18 protein-coding genes are annotated in these 18,680 nt (G+C 33.5%); 9 read left to right on the top strand and 9 right to left on the bottom strand.

The genetic code is table 11. The features are described from left to right. The 4 genes from ACMAYX_RS14525 to ACMAYX_RS14510 are packed head-to-tail and all read right to left on the bottom strand — an operon-like array spanning position 1 to position 4,235. The gene (locus ACMAYX_RS14525) at positions 1-948 is read right to left on the bottom strand and encodes an AAA family ATPase (protein WP_103218481.1); all 948 of its coding nucleotides are present in this window, start codon (positions 946-948) and stop codon (positions 1-3) included. Beyond that, positions 941-2,113: a class I SAM-dependent rRNA methyltransferase gene (locus ACMAYX_RS14520; protein ID WP_412472105.1), complete on the bottom strand. Its 1,173-nt coding sequence runs from the start codon at positions 2,111-2,113 to the stop codon at positions 941-943. Before ACMAYX_RS14520 ends, ACMAYX_RS14525 begins: the two co-directional genes overlap by 8 nt. Beyond that, positions 2,114-2,893, bottom strand: a complete 780-nt coding sequence (locus tag ACMAYX_RS14515; RefSeq protein WP_412472104.1) for a hypothetical protein — start codon at positions 2,891-2,893, stop codon at positions 2,114-2,116. 40 nt (positions 2,894-2,933) lie between these two features. Continuing rightward, positions 2,934-4,235: a hypothetical protein gene (locus ACMAYX_RS14510; RefSeq protein ID WP_412472103.1), complete on the bottom strand. Its 1,302-nt coding sequence runs from the start codon at positions 4,233-4,235 to the stop codon at positions 2,934-2,936. Here ACMAYX_RS14510 and ACMAYX_RS14505 point away from each other — a divergent pair. Continuing rightward, complete coding sequence (locus tag ACMAYX_RS14505; RefSeq protein WP_412472102.1) at positions 4,234-6,564, top strand: endonuclease MutS2; 2,331 nt, start codon at positions 4,234-4,236, stop codon at positions 6,562-6,564. The genes ACMAYX_RS14510 and ACMAYX_RS14505 overlap by 2 nt on opposite strands. Here ACMAYX_RS14505 and lepB read toward each other — a convergent pair. The 5 genes from lepB to ACMAYX_RS14480 all read right to left on the bottom strand — a co-directional run bounded on the left by lepB (position 6,548) and on the right by ACMAYX_RS14480 (position 11,251). Beyond that, positions 6,548-7,273, bottom strand: a complete 726-nt coding sequence (lepB, locus tag ACMAYX_RS14500) for a signal peptidase I (RefSeq protein WP_103218486.1) — start codon at positions 7,271-7,273, stop codon at positions 6,548-6,550. The genes ACMAYX_RS14505 and lepB overlap by 17 nt on opposite strands. Beyond that, on the bottom strand, positions 7,270-8,481 hold the full coding sequence (locus tag ACMAYX_RS14495) for a penicillin-binding transpeptidase domain-containing protein (RefSeq protein ID WP_146037876.1): 1,212 nt from the start codon (positions 8,479-8,481) through the stop codon (positions 7,270-7,272). The genes lepB and ACMAYX_RS14495 overlap by 4 nt, the downstream gene beginning before the upstream one ends. A gap of 4 nt (positions 8,482-8,485) precedes the next feature. Next, positions 8,486-9,088, bottom strand: a complete 603-nt coding sequence (locus ACMAYX_RS14490; RefSeq protein WP_103218488.1) for an SAM-dependent methyltransferase — start codon at positions 9,086-9,088, stop codon at positions 8,486-8,488. Between the two features lie 453 nt (positions 9,089-9,541). Continuing rightward, positions 9,542-9,703 carry a hypothetical protein gene (locus ACMAYX_RS14485; protein ID WP_158246909.1) on the bottom strand — a complete coding sequence of 54 codons (162 nt, stop codon included), beginning with the start codon at positions 9,701-9,703 and terminating at the stop codon, positions 9,542-9,544. A gap of 138 nt (positions 9,704-9,841) precedes the next feature. Beyond that, a complete protein-coding gene (locus tag ACMAYX_RS14480; RefSeq protein WP_146037877.1) occupies positions 9,842-11,251 on the bottom strand; it encodes a hypothetical protein in 1,410 nt (469 codons plus the stop codon). 357 nt (positions 11,252-11,608) lie between these two features. Here ACMAYX_RS14480 and fliD point away from each other — a divergent pair, with 357 nt between their 5' ends. The 8 genes from fliD to ACMAYX_RS14440 all read left to right on the top strand — a co-directional run bounded on the left by fliD (position 11,609) and on the right by ACMAYX_RS14440 (position 18,674). Then, complete coding sequence (gene fliD / locus ACMAYX_RS14475) at positions 11,609-12,976, top strand: flagellar filament capping protein FliD (protein ID WP_392993819.1); 1,368 nt, start codon at positions 11,609-11,611, stop codon at positions 12,974-12,976. Between the two features lie 14 nt (positions 12,977-12,990). Continuing rightward, entirely contained in the window at positions 12,991-13,380 is a 390-nt protein-coding gene (fliS, locus tag ACMAYX_RS14470) for a flagellar export chaperone FliS (protein ID WP_103218492.1), read from the top strand. After that, positions 13,380-13,790: a hypothetical protein gene (locus ACMAYX_RS14465; protein ID WP_103218493.1), complete on the top strand. Its 411-nt coding sequence runs from the start codon at positions 13,380-13,382 to the stop codon at positions 13,788-13,790. Before fliS ends, ACMAYX_RS14465 begins: the two co-directional genes overlap by 1 nt. Positions 13,791-13,898: 108 nt before the next feature. Further along, positions 13,899-14,597 carry a hypothetical protein gene (locus ACMAYX_RS14460; protein ID WP_103218494.1) on the top strand — a complete coding sequence of 233 codons (699 nt, stop codon included), beginning with the start codon at positions 13,899-13,901 and terminating at the stop codon, positions 14,595-14,597. A gap of 9 nt (positions 14,598-14,606) precedes the next feature. After that, entirely contained in the window at positions 14,607-16,250 is a 1,644-nt protein-coding gene (locus tag ACMAYX_RS14455) for a glycosyltransferase family 9 protein (protein WP_412470443.1), read from the top strand. Then, positions 16,234-16,374 (top strand): hypothetical protein, encoded by a 141-nt coding sequence (locus ACMAYX_RS14450; protein WP_158246910.1) that lies wholly within the window; start codon positions 16,234-16,236, stop codon positions 16,372-16,374. The genes ACMAYX_RS14455 and ACMAYX_RS14450 overlap by 17 nt, the downstream gene beginning before the upstream one ends. 9 nt (positions 16,375-16,383) lie before the next feature. Further along, on the top strand, positions 16,384-18,057 hold the full coding sequence (locus tag ACMAYX_RS14445; RefSeq protein ID WP_412472101.1) for a glycosyltransferase family 9 protein: 1,674 nt from the start codon (positions 16,384-16,386) through the stop codon (positions 18,055-18,057). Beyond that, positions 18,054-18,674 (top strand): hypothetical protein, encoded by a 621-nt coding sequence (locus ACMAYX_RS14440; RefSeq protein ID WP_412472100.1) that lies wholly within the window; start codon positions 18,054-18,056, stop codon positions 18,672-18,674. Before ACMAYX_RS14445 ends, ACMAYX_RS14440 begins: the two co-directional genes overlap by 4 nt. The last annotated feature ends 6 nt before the right edge of the window (positions 18,675-18,680 follow it).

Here is an 18,680-nt window from a genome sequence, read left to right as displayed (position 1 = left end):
TTAAATCATTTTCTGAGCAATCTTAACTGCTAAGTCTCTCGGATTAATTCCATCAATGGATGCTTCATAAGTTAAAATAATTCTATGTCCTAACACTGAGGCAACGACTTTCATTACATCATCTGGTGTAACGAAATCACGTTGGGCCATAAAGGCATTAAAACGACCTAGTTTCTGTAGCCAGATTGCTGCACGCGGAGAAGCTCCTGCTTGTACAAGTCCTTTAAAATCAGGAGAAAAATGCTTATCTCCAGGTCTGGTTGCTCTAACAATTTTAATAATTAAATCTTTCATCTTATCATCGACGTATACTTTATCGATCTCTTGGCGAATCGATAGGATATCGTCGGTTGAAAGAAAAGAGCCTAGGTCTTGCTTTACATTTTCTAAATCTAAAATAGATTTTTCAGCTTCGAAGTCAGGATAATTTACACTAACTTTCATCATAAAACGGTCTAACTGCGCTTCTGGAAGCGGATAAGTTCCTTCCTGCTCAATTGGGTTTTGTGTTGCTAGTACAACAAATGGGCTCGATAACTTATGAGTAGAGTCACCAATTGTAACTTGTTTTTCGGCCATGGCCTCAAGTAAAGCTGATTGTACCTTGGCAGGAGATCGATTGATCTCATCCGCAAGTAAAAGTTGTGTAAAGATTGGACCAAACTTTGTAGAAAACTCTTCCTTTTGTTGAGAGTAGACCATCGTTCCAACCAAGTCAGAGGGAAGTAGGTCAGGCGTAAACTGAACTCTTTTGAAAGTTAAGTCACATAGCTTACTCATTGTAGAAACAGATAAAGTTTTACCCAGTCCAGGCATCCCCTCAATTAAGAGATGTCCTTCGCAGACTAAAGCTGCAATGATACTATCAAGCATTTCATCTTGACCATAAACAATACGTTTGGCCCTATCTAAAACACTATTAACCTTCTGTCTTGAACTATCAGTCATTTCTTTCCACCTTATATGCTAAATATTTTATGTAATTTGATTTTGATTCTAACTTGCTAATTGGATGATCTAGTCCTTGTATTCCTGTGTCAATTAAGCGGATTGATAAATTATTCTTCTGCGCACTACGAACTACACATTGATCTAGTTCATTCATTGAAATATTTTGAGTACAAGATGCAGCAGCAAGAATTCCACCCTTGTTTATCATTTTGAATATTTTTGTATATAATTTTTCATAGCCACTTATAGCAGCCTTTTTGTCTTTATAACTCTTACTAAAAGCTGGAGGGTCACAGACAATTACATCGTAACTTTTCCCTTCACTCACTTTTTCATCTAAGAATTTAAATACATCATTACGAGTAAAGTTTCCTCTGCCACTGAAATTATTAATTTCAAGATGATTATGTACAACTTCACTCATATTAGCTTGGTCAACAAACTCAACACTTTCAACACCAGCTCTGAGAAGGTGTAACCCCCATGATCCCACATAGGTAAAGAGGTCTAAACCAGTCTTATAATTCTGTCCTGTTCTTTTAATTAGATCTTCAAATTTTCTTCTATTTTCTCGGTGGTCGTAATAATAACCAACCTTCTGCATTAGATCTTTCTTGATTTGATATTGAAATTCTGTTTCTTCAATTTTAATAACATCTGGTAATTCATCACTTTCAAAAACAGGGAGCTCTTCTATATCTCTATATTTCTTATTATCAAGAAGAATCACTTCTTTATCTAATAAGCTTTGGATATGTGATTTTATCTCGTTACGAAAGCCATCCATTCCAGCTGTATTGATTTGTAGAATTGCACAGTTCTGATATCCATCAAGAATAAGTCCAGGCAGTCCATCCTCATCTCCATAAATTAACCTAGCATTTTTACCATAACCAATTTCATTTCGATAACGAATCGCCTTTTCAATTGTTTTAGAGATGTAATCCCATGGCCCTAAAGTTGAATTCAAGACAACGACATTCTTTTTTCTTGTCGAGTTTGGATTCACAAAGCCAATATACTTATTTTTCAAATGATTGAAACTACACCATTCCCCCGGACGAAAAGAGCGTAGAGAATCCTCAATATCAATTTCAGATAAATGGATAACTTTACTTTCAAAGTAAAGTCTAACTTTTTTATTAATTTCTATTTGTCTCATTTATAGGCCTATAATCTTTTTGGCTTGCCCAGTATTAATTTGATAATTTTGAATCTTCAAATCTATCTTACCTAGCTCAACCTTTTTATCGCCAGTTATGGCATACGATACTGCTTCGATATTACTTGGTAATCCGAAAGTACCAAATTTTTCATATTCAATTTCAATTTCTTTGAGAATTGAAGAAGCACCTCTTCCTTCAGAAATTGATATCTGTGAAATAACACTTTTCCCTTTTGCCCATGATTTTTTTGAATATGAAAATGAAGTTTTTGTATGCAACTGTGGACTACTTGATTCAATCTCTTTAATTTGTCCACTTGAATACAATTCAATACTCAAATCTAATAATTCGGCTTGATCCTTCACTCGTATGAATCGACTATTATTTTTAGGATCCTTCTTAAATGCACTCATTTCTAAAGGAGTCGTTAGATTTTTCGCTAAAACTAATTCTACGTAAGGTTTAACTTTTGCAATCAAAGTCTGCTTTAATAAATCAAAACCTTTTTCAGGTAACCCTTCAACTCTAATTCTAATATTGTTTGGATATACCCAATAAACACGATAGTAAACATCATCAGGCTCAAGGGCCGTATTTGCTCTTACATACTTTTCAAGATTAGGTTCTCGAATATCGAAAAATAAATCTTGAATCTCCCCTTCTAATGGAGTGTAGGTTCTTAATTTGTGATCATTAAAAATACTACTATTGTTAGAAAATACAGATGTGACAGAAAGTAATAAAACAACAATTAGGGATAAGTTAAATTTTAGCATAATATGTCCTTTTAACTTATTTTAAAAGGGACACAGACCTTTACCAACTAGTTGAAATTATTTCCTTCCAATTGACTTTAGGTAAAATCAAATGCTTTTCCTTCTTATAAATAACTTTACCTGCAGAGCCCTTAACACCTTTTAAATTCTCTACCTGAGTAAATATAACAGGTATTTGATCAGCACTAAACTCACTGTAATCAGCAAGAATTGAAGCAACTACACTATATTTATCAAAATCAAAGCCTTCTAAATTCTTAACAATAACGTGAGCACTCTTATCTCCATCTATATGAAACCAAATATCACCCTTACTAGACCATTTACTTCGGATATAATCATTTCCCTTAGTATTTAGTCCAACAGCAATTGATATTTCATTCCATTTAAAAATTGAATGATCATCCGACTTATTAACTTCAGTATTTTTGGGTGCTACTTTCTTCCAAACTGGTACATTCACTTTTTCTCGAACAAATACTTCCTTCTTGGATTCAATTTCTTTAATAACATCAGCAAGACGTTTTTCAAGAAATTCCTCACCTTTTCGCAACTTCTTAATCTTCGTGAAAAGAATATTCTTCTTTTGATAGTAACTAAGGCCAAAATCAAACTTAGCTTTGAGTGATTTATATTTGAAAACGTGTTCATTTAAATCTAATTCATCGTTAATTAATTTCTTCTCAAGCTCATGTCTAACCTTACAGTTTTCAAGGTCTTTTTGAATAAAATTTTTCTTACGCAACAATTTTTTATTATAAGTTGTTTCTGCTTTTTTATTAAAAACATCTTCTTCAGCTAGAATAAGCTTTTTTTCCTTAACATCTTTTGTATCAAGTTGTTTTCTTCCTAATTCATTGAAGATGTCGAAATAATTTTCAAAATCAAAAACTTGCTTCTTATTCGATTGCCATGGAGAAAAGTGAAACTTCCTCCCCTCGTTTATATAAACATAACTAAAGAATAGTTGTCGTCCTTTCCAGAAAAGCAAAAGGTTACTCTTATCGTAAAACTTGAAATTTAAGCACTTATCTTTGGTATCAGTTTCAATTTCAATAAGTCGACTATTTCGAATATTAGATCTTAGAAATTCTAGAAACTGATCACGTGTAATTCGATATTCTGAAGGAATCGATTGAATTGAGTCCCAAATACCACAATGCTCTCCTCCTCTTCCAATTGTAATGCAAAGATTCTTTCCTCTAAGTCTAAGCTGTAATAATACGAGCTTTCCCGATGAGAAGATTTTTTGTATTCGAGGATTTGTTGAAGCGCCATTTTCAATTAATTGATCATTAATTCTATCGACATTTCGCCCTAGCTCTGAGAAATTTAAATTCATGAATAATCCAACAATTTTGTCACAAACACTGAGTAATATTGACTGGAGCAAGATAGCTTCTGAAATAATCACCCACGCAAGATTTCAAGTTAATAAAAATATTATAGAACATAATCCAAAGATATTCGAATCTGAACAATTAAATGAGCATTTTTTTGACTTAAATGAGATTATTAAGAAAATTGATGAGTCAGGTAGTTTAGGAGACTATTTTTTTAGTAATTTGAGAGATAGTGAAGAAAATCACAATGCCCTAAATTACATCTCTAAAGGTGGCGTTGCGACATTAGATCAGCTTAATTTTTTGGCAAATATAATTGAAAACCTTTTTTCAACCAAAAGAGTTCTTAATTTTAGCCACTATCGAATTTATCTAGATGAGTTAGTGAATAAAACTCAAAGGCTAAAGCAGAAATTTATCAATCCATTTAGAAAGTTTGTCGATGCAGACGGCAGTGTTCATCTTGAAAGACACCCTATTATCGCACCACTTATCCAAGAACAATTAGGATTAGAAAAAAGAATTCGAGAAACAATCAATTTTATTCTTAAGGATGAAGACATTTCCAAGCGTCTTCAAATGGATACTTTTGATATTATTAATGAAAGATTTGTCATTCCAATCAGAAGTGACTCTTATAGAAGTGATCTAGGTAGTATCGTTGCAAGGTCTTCAACAGGTAACACACTTTTTGTTGAACCAGTTGCAACGAGAAAGATGTCTAATGACCTTATCGAAATAAACTCTAAAATTGACTATGCCATATCACAAATATGTAAGAATTTTTGTGACCTAGTGAATAACGATCTTTCAACAATGCATGATGTGTATTCATTTTTTATAGAATTAGATTATACATATACATTAGCTAGTTATTCACACGCGAAAAGTTTTTGTTATCCAGAAGTTAGTATTGATGGTTCAACAAACTTGGTCGATTTTTATCATCCACTAATTGATAATTGTGTCAGAAACACAATCGAAGTTGATAGTGAGAAAAGAGGTATTATTATCTCTGGTCCCAATACAGGTGGTAAGACAGTATCCATCAAAAGTATTGTTATTGCCCATTTATTCCTAAAACTTGGGTTATTCATTCCTGCGCAAAAAGCAAAGCTACAATATAAAAGTGATGTATTCTACTTTGACAGCGATTACCAAGATTTAGAAATGGGACTAAGCTCATTTGCGGGAGAAGTTCAGGTAATCTTATCAATGCTAGAAAATATTCAAAATGATTCACTTATTGCTGCAGATGAGATTTTTAATTCGACATCTTCAGATGAGGCATCATCACTTGCTTATTCAATTATTAATTATGTTACAAAAGAACTTGGATGTGATGTTCTTATTTCGACACACCACCAATTACTTAAAACCAAAATCCAAGAAAGTGAAGAATTTATCTCGGCCCATGTAGGTTATGATTTTGATAATAATACTCCTACATACAAACTAATCATTGGAACACCTGGTTCATCAATGGCACTAGAGATATTTAAGCGACTTAGTAAGAAACACAATATTCCTGAATTTATTTTAGATGATGCTAAAAAAATGCTTGATACTAAATACGTTACTTATGAAAGGCTTCTTCAAGATCTATCTAAGAAACAAGAAAAAATCAGCAAAACACTTAAAGAAAATATTCAGCTTAATCATGAACTTAAGAATCAAAAAAAATCTCAAGAAGGTATTCTCTTCTTAGAGAAACAGAGAGCTTATGATCAATATGAAAAAGAAATTAAAAAGATCATAAAAGGTCTTAATGATGTTAAGACTAAAAGCTTAAGTAATGAAATTTCTACCTTAAACAAGCAATATGAAAGACTTAAACCAAATAGAAATGAAAGGCCAAAAGAAGAAAGACAAATTGCGACTGAGATAAAAGTTGGTTCTCGCTATTTTTGCGACCGTCTGAATTCGACATGTATTGTTTCTGAAATAAAAGGTAAGAATTGTGTTGTTGAGGTTAATGGAAAGAAAATTTCTGTTCCAAAGGCTTCCCTTTTTGATCAACAAGGTATCAACAATAAGAAGCCACAAAAAGCAAAAAAAGTTGAAATTAATGTCTTTAAGACCATTAACTACACTACAGAGGTTAATTGTCGTGGGATGCGTTTAAGCGAATTCCAGCAGAAAGTTTTTTCATGCATTGATGATCTAAGAATGGGACATATTCCCTATTTAATCATTGTACATGGCCATGGCGATGGTACATTAAAGAAATGGCTGAGAAATGAGCTTAGAAGACAGAGAGATCTAAATTGGTCACCAGATGAAGGAAATGATGGTGCAACAAGAATCGATCTTACTCAATCGACTTAAAAATACGCTCTGATTTTATATTCATTTGACCAGTATAGCTATCTTGCATCATTGAGAACCAAACGAAGAAGGCGCGTCCTCTAATATTTTCAAATGGTACGAATCCCCATGCTCTAGAATCAGAAGAGTTGTCGCGATTATCTCCCATTACGAAATAATGGTCTTTTGGTATTTTTGTTGCGGGATAGTTTAGCTTATAGATATTATCCATATCTTTTTTAACAACAAATGTTTTCTCATTCATCTTAGTTTCAAGATAATCGTAATTATCGTTGAATCTTGTTGCAATTAATTTTTCGTTTATTGGTTTACCATTGATATAAATCTTCTTGTTTTTAATCTCAATAGTTTCACCAGGTAGTCCAACGACTCTTTTAATATAATTAATTTTTGGATCGTTTGGATATTTAAAAACAATGATGTCTCCACGTTGAACATCATTAGTTCTAAGTAGATATACAGGGTTTGAATTAACCCCACCTAGGGCAATATCAGAAAAGGGTAACTTTAGGCCATAGCTGAATTTTTCAACTAAAATAAAATCACCTATTTCTAGTGTCGGGATCATTGAACCAGAGGGAATTCGATATGGCTCATAAAAAGAAGATCTAAAAACCAAAAGAAATAATATTATTAGAAATGAGTCTCGACTCATCCTTAGAAAACTTTTCTTACGACTAGCAATTTTCTCGTCTAAAATATCACTCACTTAATTCCTCGATAATACTTTGAAATAATTTCTTGCGCCAACTTAGTCGATTTCACATACCATTTCTTATAGTTAATAATCATGACACAAACAGAGATACCCTTATCGTCTAAATTATTTTTCGGTTTAGCATAAGATGTAAACCAATCTCTTTTCCCAAACGGAAAACCACCAGTAATTGAACCAGTTTTACCGCCTATCTCGAGTTTATTAGCAATACGTCTACTCATGTATCTTCGAAAAGTTCTTCTTGCAGTACCGCGTTTAATCGTTCCTTGCATTAGTTCAGATAGTTCTTTAGCAGTGTCTTGGCCAATAACCTGATCTTTACGAATTTCGTTTTGCCAAACCTTTTGATTCTGTTCATCAACTAAGTCAGTTGCCAGTCGTGGATATTGTAAAACCCCATCATTAGCAACAACACTTGATAGTACAGCACAATGAACCGGAGAGATTTGCGTACGTTTATTAAAGCCCGACGCTATTTCGGCCATTGCATAGTCTGTTTGAGGAATTTCAAATGTCGACTTGGCCAAGTCAATTTCCTTCATTAACTCGTCATTAAAGCCAAGGCGCTTTGCCATCTCCTCTAACTCTTCAGGAGTTGTATTATTAATTGCAGCCTTTCCAAAAATTACATTATTAGAATAAGCAAAAGCCTTATCAAAAGATGTTGTTCGCTGCCAACGCGATTTTTTATTCTTTAACTGATATTTATAAAGAGTCGTTCCGCGACCACGATATTTAAACTTATCATGAATATTAAAATCTTCATTATTGATAAGATCTGCACTTGTAACAATCTTAAAAACACTTGCTGCCGGATGTGTCCCAGTAAAAGGAAGAAGGTAATCAAAAACCTTTCCTTCTCTTGTAAATCCAATACTGACTAATAGATTACCGTTGTTATTATCCATAACAACAATAGCTGCTTTATCAGGACGATAATAACGAAGTCGTTTTCTTACAAAGCTCTCTAATTCAGGATCTGTTGAATAGTTCACTTTGTAAGATTTCGAATTATGTGAAATTGTTTGTTTAAATGGAGTTTTAGGATCTAAAAGTTGGCTTGAGAGGTAGTGCTTCAATTGATGATTATCAATTTCACTCGCCTTTGGCTTAACTTCTATTTTCTTTTGCTCGTCTTTTCCTACTAAAAAATATCCTATTAAAGCGAGCGGAGCTAAAACTAATAAATACTTATACAAAAACCTATATTTGAACACCTTTATAGCCCTTACCAATCACAAAGAACTCCTTACTAACCGAACGTGTAGATTTCGGCTTTAGGAAATGGAATTCTTTAAAAATACTTCTTTGTGATTTTAAAAAGACTTGGGCCTCATGGCCATCAAATACTTTAATTACAAAGTTTCCATCTTTTTTTAAAAAGACATCAAGATGTGCAAAAACTTGTTCAATTAAATTTAAACTTCTTAATTGGTCTACAGAGCGTACACCAGTAGTGTTTGGGGCCATATCAGAAATAACAACATCAAATTTGCGATCAAAATCAAGCTCCTCCACAGTTGTTACATCAAAAATCGACTTTTCAAAAAGCCTGACATTCTTAACTCCTAAAAGTTTCTTATTTACTGGCTTGATATCAATACCCACTGCAAAGCCTTCTGGCCCAATCTTCTTGCTCGTATACTGCATCCAAGAGCCTGGAAAATAACCTAAGTCGAGTACATTATTACCCTTTTCGATAACCTTATACTTCTTATCAATTTCTTCTAGCTTATAAATAGAGCGGGCCAAAAAGTTCTCTTTCTTAGCCTTGTTGTAATAATAATCTTTTACTTTAAACGTCATTAACTAAACCTTATACCTGATATTAGACCAACATTATTCAAAAAACTGAAAAAGTCGCTTTTTGTAAGTCCACGACATTTTTCTTACATCTGAGCGCGAAAAAAAAATTTCTTTTGTGAAAAAACTTATTGACTCAGGTTTTTTACTAACATTATTAACAGAGTTATCCACACTTGACCATAATGCTTGGTTATTTTTCATTAATTTAACTTTTACTAATGAAATGCCTTATTTTCAACACTTTACCTTAGATGTTGCGATGTGATGACAGGTTTTGACAGGTCGCAAGTAAACTTACCAACAAAAAAAGCTAACTTATCCACATATGCACATTTCAAAGTGCTTTTAAAGCTTGTCAATAATATTTTTCGAATATCTGAAGTAAGATTTTGAGGGATGGATTTCCCTTATGCTCAAAGCACAATAATAGTTATTTCAGTAAGGTAGAGGCAGTTACTCGGAAGTAACCATGAATTCTAATTCTTCACTACCTGCTAGGATCGCTCCATACTCTTCACCATCATCATAAGTAAATGAACTAGCTATCAGCTTGATACTACTATCAGCTGGGTCGACAAATACAAATGGATGTGAAGTGGCCGCGTCTTTACGCATTTTGTAGGAATCAGAAAACTCTTCAAACAATTGTCTTGTTATATGAGACTTAAACAGATGAAACTCCCTTTCATCGTTAACGTTAATTAAATTATAAATTAATTCTCATATAAATAAATAATTTTAAGTCCTAGGATTTTAGTCAATTGCTCCGATCGTTCTTAATAGGATTTTAACTCGTCCTTCAAAGTGTGAGTCCAGTAGACAGATAATAATATAAACCGCGTATATCATATTCCTAGAGCTTCTAAGCCCTCTGATTTTCTGGAAGATAACTTCGATAAGTAAGACACTAAAAAATGCCAATAACCACAGTATAGAAAAGTCCTGAAATGTTCGCGAGCTAAAGAGAACATCAATTAGAAGGAGGCACAGAATAGAGATAGCAACCTTAATGGAAGAATCATGCGAGATATTTAGTATTTTGTGCTTCTCACTTCGCGTTTGCCCTAAAATTTTATACATAAAAACTATTAGGCCAAAAATTGAGAGAATAAAGAATGATTTACGAGACACGAGCCTCATTATCTCTGCAGAAATTATGTTTACACTTTCAATCATTTCGATTGAAACGGTGCTCGTTGATAAAAAGAACAGAGAAATAGAGAGAAAGACTCCCAACAATGTATATTTGAAAAATTGTCTCTTATACCATGCAGTTTCCTCTTTGAAGAAAACAAAATGGATTAATAGGAGTTGAACTATTAATAAGATTATATTCGACTTATCAATAACTGTTCCCCAAGCACCTAGCAGACCTATAAACAGCCCAGAACGGTACGTAGAACTCTTTGTCGACCAGAGTGTAGACCATACCCACACAACAGAAAAAGTCGTTAAAAGGGTAAATCCGTAGTTATTTGCAAGTATCTTTGAAAATGACCAAGAAGAAACTAACGCGAATACTCCAAGAAGAGATAGTCTCCTTGAAACAAAATTTCGAAGAAGAGCGTAGAAGGTCATCAAAAATAGAGACATCGTTACAAAGTAAAAATGAATCGACCATGATAGATTTAAAAGCTTTGGATACTTACTAAATGGAATATAGTTAATTGATATAAAGTTCCAGAATGCTCCTGAGACTCGTTCACTTGGATCAAAGAACAGCCTTAGAGAACTTGTCGAAAATAAATTTGGCAACTGAGGTAGCGAAGTAAAGAACATAACTACTGTTAAAAATAGTACTGTCTTTTCAAACTTATCAAGATAGCGATACTCATGGAAGTTAGTCGAAACCGACTCCTTAATGATCTTTCCTCGCGTAGGCCATGAATAAAATAGCCCCATCACAATCCACGTAAGCCAAAAAATATTGTAACTCCACTTGTGAGGCAAAAGGCTTAGCAAGTTGAAATAAATGGCCATAAAGAACATCCCCATAAAAAGTCGATAAACGACTCTATCGATGGATGAGTTCACTTTGAAATATATCTTTAATCGGTGGTCAATTTCCTTTCCCAGTAAGAACCACTGAGAAACAATAAACATTGAAAAGAAAATCATTGCGATAATTTGCCAAATTGGCTCGAGATTAACTTCTTTTTGCAAATAGATTGGCAATAATAAGAATGTAAAATATGTAACTAGTCGAAATAACAAGAATTTTGTCTTTTCAATGTAAATATCCGACTTTTTCTCTAAAGTTTTCACAGTAATACCCGATAAATTTAGTACAAAATCCCAATCCCAAAAAAATTACTTTCTCGAAAAGTACCCGCCCACAAGGCGGGTTTTTTATTTTCAGGGATTTATCTATTATAGCCCCTAAAACATCAAATGACGAAGAGGCCTTGCCTAGAAAATTCTTCCACTAATGATGCGACGGAAAAAAAAGCTCAAGTGTGATAAAATCAGAGTTGGAGACAAGTGTGAAAAGGATTTTCACATCTAAAATCAGGAGGATTTTTGTCGATAGCAATGGGCTCCATTAACACGGGACTTCCAAAGGATATTGTTCAGCAAATTATGAAAGCTGAACGAATTCCTATTCAAAATATGGAAATGCGTAAAGGTAAGATCTCTGACAAGAAAGCACTTGTCCAAGAGCTTACGTCCCTAGTTGAAGGTATGCGTGGAACCCTCCTCCAAAACGGTAGTGCCAGATCTCTAAGAGAATTAAGTGTTATTGGAAATGATGATATCGTAGGAATTACTGCGGATAAGAACGTTGCGGAACCAGCAACATATCAATTCGAAGTTAAACAACTTGCACAGAAGTCTTCGGCCATGACATCTGGTTTTGCTGATCCAGATGAAAGTTATATTGGTGTTGGGTTTATTCAATACTCACTACCAAGTGGCGATACAAAAGAAATATACGTAGATGCTGACAACGCTTCATTAAAGTCAGTAGCAAAACTAATTAACAAAGATGAAGAATCAGGACTAAGGGCCAGTGTTATCAATGACGGTTCGGAATCAGATACACCTTGGCGTCTAATCCTATCGCTAAAAGATACTGGTGATATTAACAAGGCAGAATTCCCACACTTCTATTTCGTAGATGGTGAACAAGATTTTTATATTGAATTTGAAAGAGAGGCCCAAGACGCTGTCGTTGCACTTGATGGTTTTGAAATCGAATTACCTGAAAACAAAGCGGCAGAACTAATACCTGGTGTAACTCTTGATCTAAAAAAGGCAAAGCCTGGTGATGAGTTCACTATCAACATTAGTGAAGATGCTGGAAAAATTGGAGAGAAAGTAAAATCTCTAATTGATCAAATTAACGGTGTATTCTCATTCATTAAACAACAAAACACAATGGATGAAACGACTGATACCTCTAGAACTCTAGGTGGAGATATTCTTCTACAATCAATCGAATCTCGATTAAGAAGTGCAATCTTTAAAGATATTCCTCTTAAAGACGGAGGGACTTCTCGTATTGGAGAACTAGGTATCCAATTTTCTAGGGAAGGTTTACTTGAGTTTGATCAGAAGAAATTTCAAACAGTAATGGAGAAAGATTACGATCATATTGCTGAAGTTCTAACTGGTCGCTACGAAGACGGTACAAAAACTAATGGATTCATCGATAACCTCAAAGAAACTGTAGGCCAGCTTCTTCAGTTTCCAAATGGTCTACTCTCTTCAAGAAAAAGATCACTAGAAAATAATATTGAAACAATTGATAGAAGGATTGCTCAAAGAGAGAACATGCTTCAACAAAAAGAAAAGAACTTAAAAGATAAATTTTCACGCTTAGAAGGAACCATGTCTAGGATTCGTTCACAAGGTGCAGGCCTTGGCGGACCTCAGCCGATGGGATAATTAAGGAGAAGTAAATGAGTTACGGTTTAGGTGCCTACAAACAAACATCTGTTAAAACAGCAAGTAAGGAGCAAATCCTACTTATGCTTTATCAAGCTGCTATTAAAAATTGTAAAAAAGCAATTGAAGCAATTGAAAAGAAGGACTTATCTGCGAAAGGACAATTTATTGGAAAGCTACAAGATATTATCATCGAGCTTAACAGTAGTTTAGACTTTGAAGTTGGTGGAGATGTGGCCAAAGAACTTTCATCTTTATATGACTTTATGCTTTTTTCAAGTACACAGGCAAATATCAAAATTGACAAGGAGCCATTAAAAGGAGTCCTTGAAGTTTTAACGACGCTATATGAAGGTTGGCAAGAAGCTGTTAAGCAACTTAGAGTTGAGCAAAAGGCTAAATAATGAACACAATAGAGATCTTTAATAAGATCACTAGACATCTAGATTTACTGGGACTTCTCGTTAACTCTACAAAGTCTATGATCACTTCATGTAACAATGGAAGATTTGACCTCGTTGATAATATCTCTGAAAATAGAGAGCGACTGATTAATATCATTCGCCTACTCCAAGATGATATTGAAGCTGAAATTCAGAATAATAAAGTGATTTATCCACAAGAAGATATCGAAATCTTTAAATCTTGGATACAAGATGTCACGGAACTTGTTCATGAAAATCAAAAGCTTGATGATGAGTGCTTAAACCTACTATCACAAGCAAAAGAGTCAACTACTAAAGAAATCTCAACTGTCTTCAAAAAACGTCAACAATTTCAGGGCTACAACCTCAACAATGTAAAAAACAGGTAATACTAGACCAGTTTGCCCCCTTAATCGAAATTATAGTATAATATGGTGGAGCTCTAGGAAAGAGCTTCACTTTATATAAAGACCATTGGGCCTTAGGACGAGGAAATTATGGAACTAGCAAAAGAATTAGTACAAGCAATTCCTGCAAAATCACTTTCTTTCTTAGATATACATTCGTACGAAATTAAACAATCACGAAGTAATTTAAAGGTACCTGTTATTAACGGCGTACACCTACATTCGAATTACCATCCTGCAAAGGAAGCTAAAAAGCTAATCGCCAATATCGAGCATCAACTTAAAGAGAATAAGAATTTATTAATTTTAGGTTTAGGTTTTGCCTACCACGTCTATGAAGCATGTAAGCTTCTTGAGATATACCATGGTCAAGATTATAAAGTTATTGTCATTGAACCTAATGAGCAAACATACACAGAATGTATAAAGAACAATTTATTTCCAAATAAAAACATCGAAGTATATGCCACTGATGATGTGGCGAGTATCTATAAAGAAAAGAATGTCGCATCATTTCTTTCTCAAAAACCAACTATACTTACTCATGCTCCCTCATTCTCTCTTTACAATAAGTTCTACAAAGACTTTTTAGATTTTGAAGCGAGTAGCAAAATCGGTGACTGTATCGAGCATATTAAATCGAGCGAACTTAAGTCCCTACTCTATAATGCTGATCAAGACTTAACAATTGATCAACATATCGACAGAGCAATATATCAAACAAATCAATTTAAAAATAAAAATGATTTTTTACTCCTGGCTTTTGATGCCGTAATCAAGCAAGGTTAAGAGGAATAGATGAAAGATATACTAATTATCAACTTCAAAAGACATGGTGACATTTTTCAAATGGGACGACTTGTCTCATCACTAAAGAACAAACACCCTGAAGCAAATATAACGATTTTAATTAACAAAGAATTTGAAAAGTCTGCTGAGTTACTAAATGGTGTTAAAAATATCATCACACTTGATAGAAAAAAGATTGTTAGCTACAAAAAAAATAAGATCTATTCAAACGGCTTTGCTCTCGATGAATTTGGTAAAACGATAAAAGAAATTAATAAAAGTTGGAATTTAGTAATAAACTACTCTAACGATAGAATCTCAACGAGTTTAGCATCATATATAAACAAAGAATTTAAAGGTATTCAATTTGACCTCAACTGTAATGTTAAATACTCAAATGAATGGGCAGTTGTATTTAATGATGTACTTACACAGCAAAAATATGCTCCACTAAATTTCAATGATTGCTATCATAAGATGGTTGGAATTGAAGAAAACAACTCATTCAATGCCCTACACGTTTCAAATGAATACAATAAGGTATGCCATCAAAATTTCTTAAAAATGAGAAAGGCCGAAGGAAAAATCGATCCTAAGCTGATAGCTATTCAATTAACAGCATCAAATATTAATAAAATGATTGAAAGGCAAGAACTTATCAATCTAATCAACAAACTTAATGCACAAGAAGATACGATCCCATTGCTAGTGATCGCTCCGACATCAGACGAAAGATCTTATGCTAATAAAATCAATTCAGAACTAGATAAGAAAGCTGTAACAATTGAAGCACAGTTCAGTGCTCTTCCATCAGTGTTAATCAACTGTGATCTTTTAATTACACCAGATACAGCAATAAAGCATATGGCAGATATATTAGATGTTCCAACAATTGAGCTTTCAATGGGTCCTTCACCATTCCTTAAACAAGGAACAACAAATCTAGAAAGTATGATTATCACTCCACGAATTAAAGATCGTGACTTTGCTTATGGCCCAAGTGCACACACGGAAAAACAAGTTAGAAATAATGAAATCATTAAAGCTGAAGATATTATTTATGTACTTAATAAGTATTTCCTAAATAAAGAAGAACAATATCTACAAAACACTGACATATCGATCTATCAAATCAAACACGACGAATTAGGTGGTTTCTATAAAAATATAGAAGGACGTATCGATACAGAAATAGAGCTTGAAAGGTATCTATCAAGAGATTTCTTATATCGAAAAATAGAACGAAAAACACTTTCTGGACACGGTATTGTCGAAAGTGACTTAAACTTTACGTCCAACTGGCTAGAGCAAGCTCAAGGGGAATTAATTAAATCCTCACGTCATGTGTTAGCAGCAATCAAGGCAACACTTGCACAAGACGCGCAAAAACTACAAGCAAAGTTAGCGGATATTAATTTATATATAGGTCATACATCTGATTACTGCGCACTTCCATTTTTATTCTACAGAGCAAAAATTAATAATATCGAAACACCGACTCTATCAGAAGTAGAGCATATTTTAATCGCTTTAAAAAATGATCTACAAATACAATTTGAACAAATTAAAGAAGTATCAAATTTAGTAAGAGAGAGTCGTAGTAGATTACGAGAAGAATCTACAAAGGAATTATTAAATGAATCAAGATCATAACAATTTAAGGACTGAATTCTTCAAAGAACTTGAAAGAATTCAAGAGAAACAAGTCAAAAGAGAAAACTTGAGCGAAGACGACATGGCCTTTTTATATCTATGTTCTGTCCTAGAAGAAGAATAGGAGCAATCAATGAACGCCTTAAAAAACGAAGCAGATAATAAAAAGACCATTGCAATAATTCAAACAACAAGAATTGGTGATCTTCTGCAAACATCTCATGCCGTTAAGCTACTAAAAGAAAATCATCCCGAATATAGAGTTGTCCTAGTAGCGCGTAAAAAATTTGCTACACCGATCATGTTCTTGTTAGAAAAGGTATTTGATAAAGTTGTAACAATTGAGCACAAAACAGCAATATTTGGAGCTGACAATGTGAGAGAGGCCCTCTCTAAATTAAAGAAACAACTTAAAGAAATTAATGAACAAAATATCGATGTATCAATCAACCTCGCTTTTTCTAAATCTGCGACATATCTACATTCGCTAATTGAATCAAGTAATAAAGTAGGTCCATACTTCAATGATTTACATGAGAGAGTGATCACAGACAGATGGTCACAATACCTTTACTCAACAGTAATGAGAGGTGATCTTAACCCATTTAATCTAGTTGACCTATTCTCTTCAATCATTGGGACAACAAAGAAGCTCACTCATTTAAGTAATAAAGATTATTCAAGTGAAAAGAAAACAAATTTATTAATTCACCCATTTGCATCAAATGAAAAAAAGATGTGGAAAGCGAACCGATGGGTTGAAGTTATTTACCAAACATTAAAAAAGAATGAGAATGTAAAAGTATATATTTGCGGCTCTAATCAAGATCAAAAATCAGCAGATGAAATTTTAAATTCCGAGCTAATTAGGCCCTTTAAGGATCGTGTTAATCTATGGATTGGTTTAGATCTAAAAGAACTATATTCAAAAGTCGATAGTTCTTTTTTATTCGTGGGCCATGATTCAATGATTGGGAATCTTCTAAGTTTCAAAAACATAAAAACTTTAACAATATCCCTAGGTACTGTTAGGCCGCATGAAACAACTCCTTATGCTCTAGACAACTACAACCTAGCGCCTAAAACAGAGTGTGCTCCTTGTTTCCCAAAGGATGAGTGCACTGAGTTCAAATGTCACAACGATGTTCCATACAACATTACTCATCAATGTATTGGACAGTTATTAAATAATAACAAAATTAATATCGAGGAATTAAATAGCTCATGTTCGTCTCTCTCTTTAAGTAGAGTAAAGCTTTATCATTCTGACATGCTTGATAATGGAGACTTATATATTAGAGAATCACTACATAAGGATCAAGATGCAAAAGAAGTTATGCGAAATTTCTATCACATTGCGTGGACTAGCATTTTTACTGAAATTAACACTAGCATGGATATCCCTTCTTTTAATATTCAAACTAAAGCACAACTAAGTTCACAGTCAAAAGGTATTGAAACATTATATGAGCTGTCAGAATTTGGTAAAAAGTACTCGCGATACATAATCGAAGAAATTAGTAAGAATACACCAAGCTTAGAAGAGATAAAGAAGTTTTCAGCAAAACTAGATGAAATCGATCGTCTTAGTGATCTTGTATCGACTTCTTATCCACTATTAGCACCAGTCATAGACTTTGCGAAAGTTGCTAAAAACAATCTACAAGGAAATAATCTTGTAAAATTATCCGAAGCTGCATTCTACACGTATAACGAGATATCTCTTATGTGTAGTGTCCTTTACGAATTTTTCGAAAAATGCTCACTCATTAACAAGTCCAAACCAGAGGCAAGGGAAAATATATGATCACATTAGAACTAGGAAACGATAGCTTTTCTTTAGATGGAAATTCGATTTCCCTTAGACAGGCCATAACAGCAATTGAAACAGATGGTATATCAGATAATGAATCAATCACAGCAGTTGTCATTGAAGGCAAATCTTTTTCAATTGATGAAGTTGGAGAATTATTAGACTACACGCTCGAAGAGCTTGGCTACCCTAGTCTACAAATTAAAAACTCTTATGAATTGGCTTTTGAAGCATTGGAAGATTGTAAAAGATATATTGATGAATTAGTTGATAAAATCTTAATTACTACAGATGAGTTCAATAAAGGAAATATTGATCAAGGGAACTTATTTTTTGCAGATTTAATTGAGTTACTCGATCTATATATTCACTTAATTACGAGAATTCATGCTACGGCAAGAAAAGCAAACAAGAATTTCTTCTCAGATAAAGAAGTAATTAAGAATCTTGAGATTCACCTATTTTCAGTTATTAAAGCACTTATCCCAGCACGTGAAAACAATGATATTGTGATGCTTTCTGACTTGCTAGAATATGAACTAATAGATAATCTTAAACAGTGGAAAATCAGAGCAATACCACTCATTCAAGAGTCAAAGATAAATTTTTAAATATTT

Source organism: Halobacteriovorax sp. RT-2-3 (assembly GCF_047085075.1).
Taxonomy (GTDB): domain Bacteria; phylum Bdellovibrionota; class Bacteriovoracia; order Bacteriovoracales; family Bacteriovoracaceae; genus Halobacteriovorax_A.
This window is presented reverse-complemented; position numbering and strand designations above follow the sequence as displayed.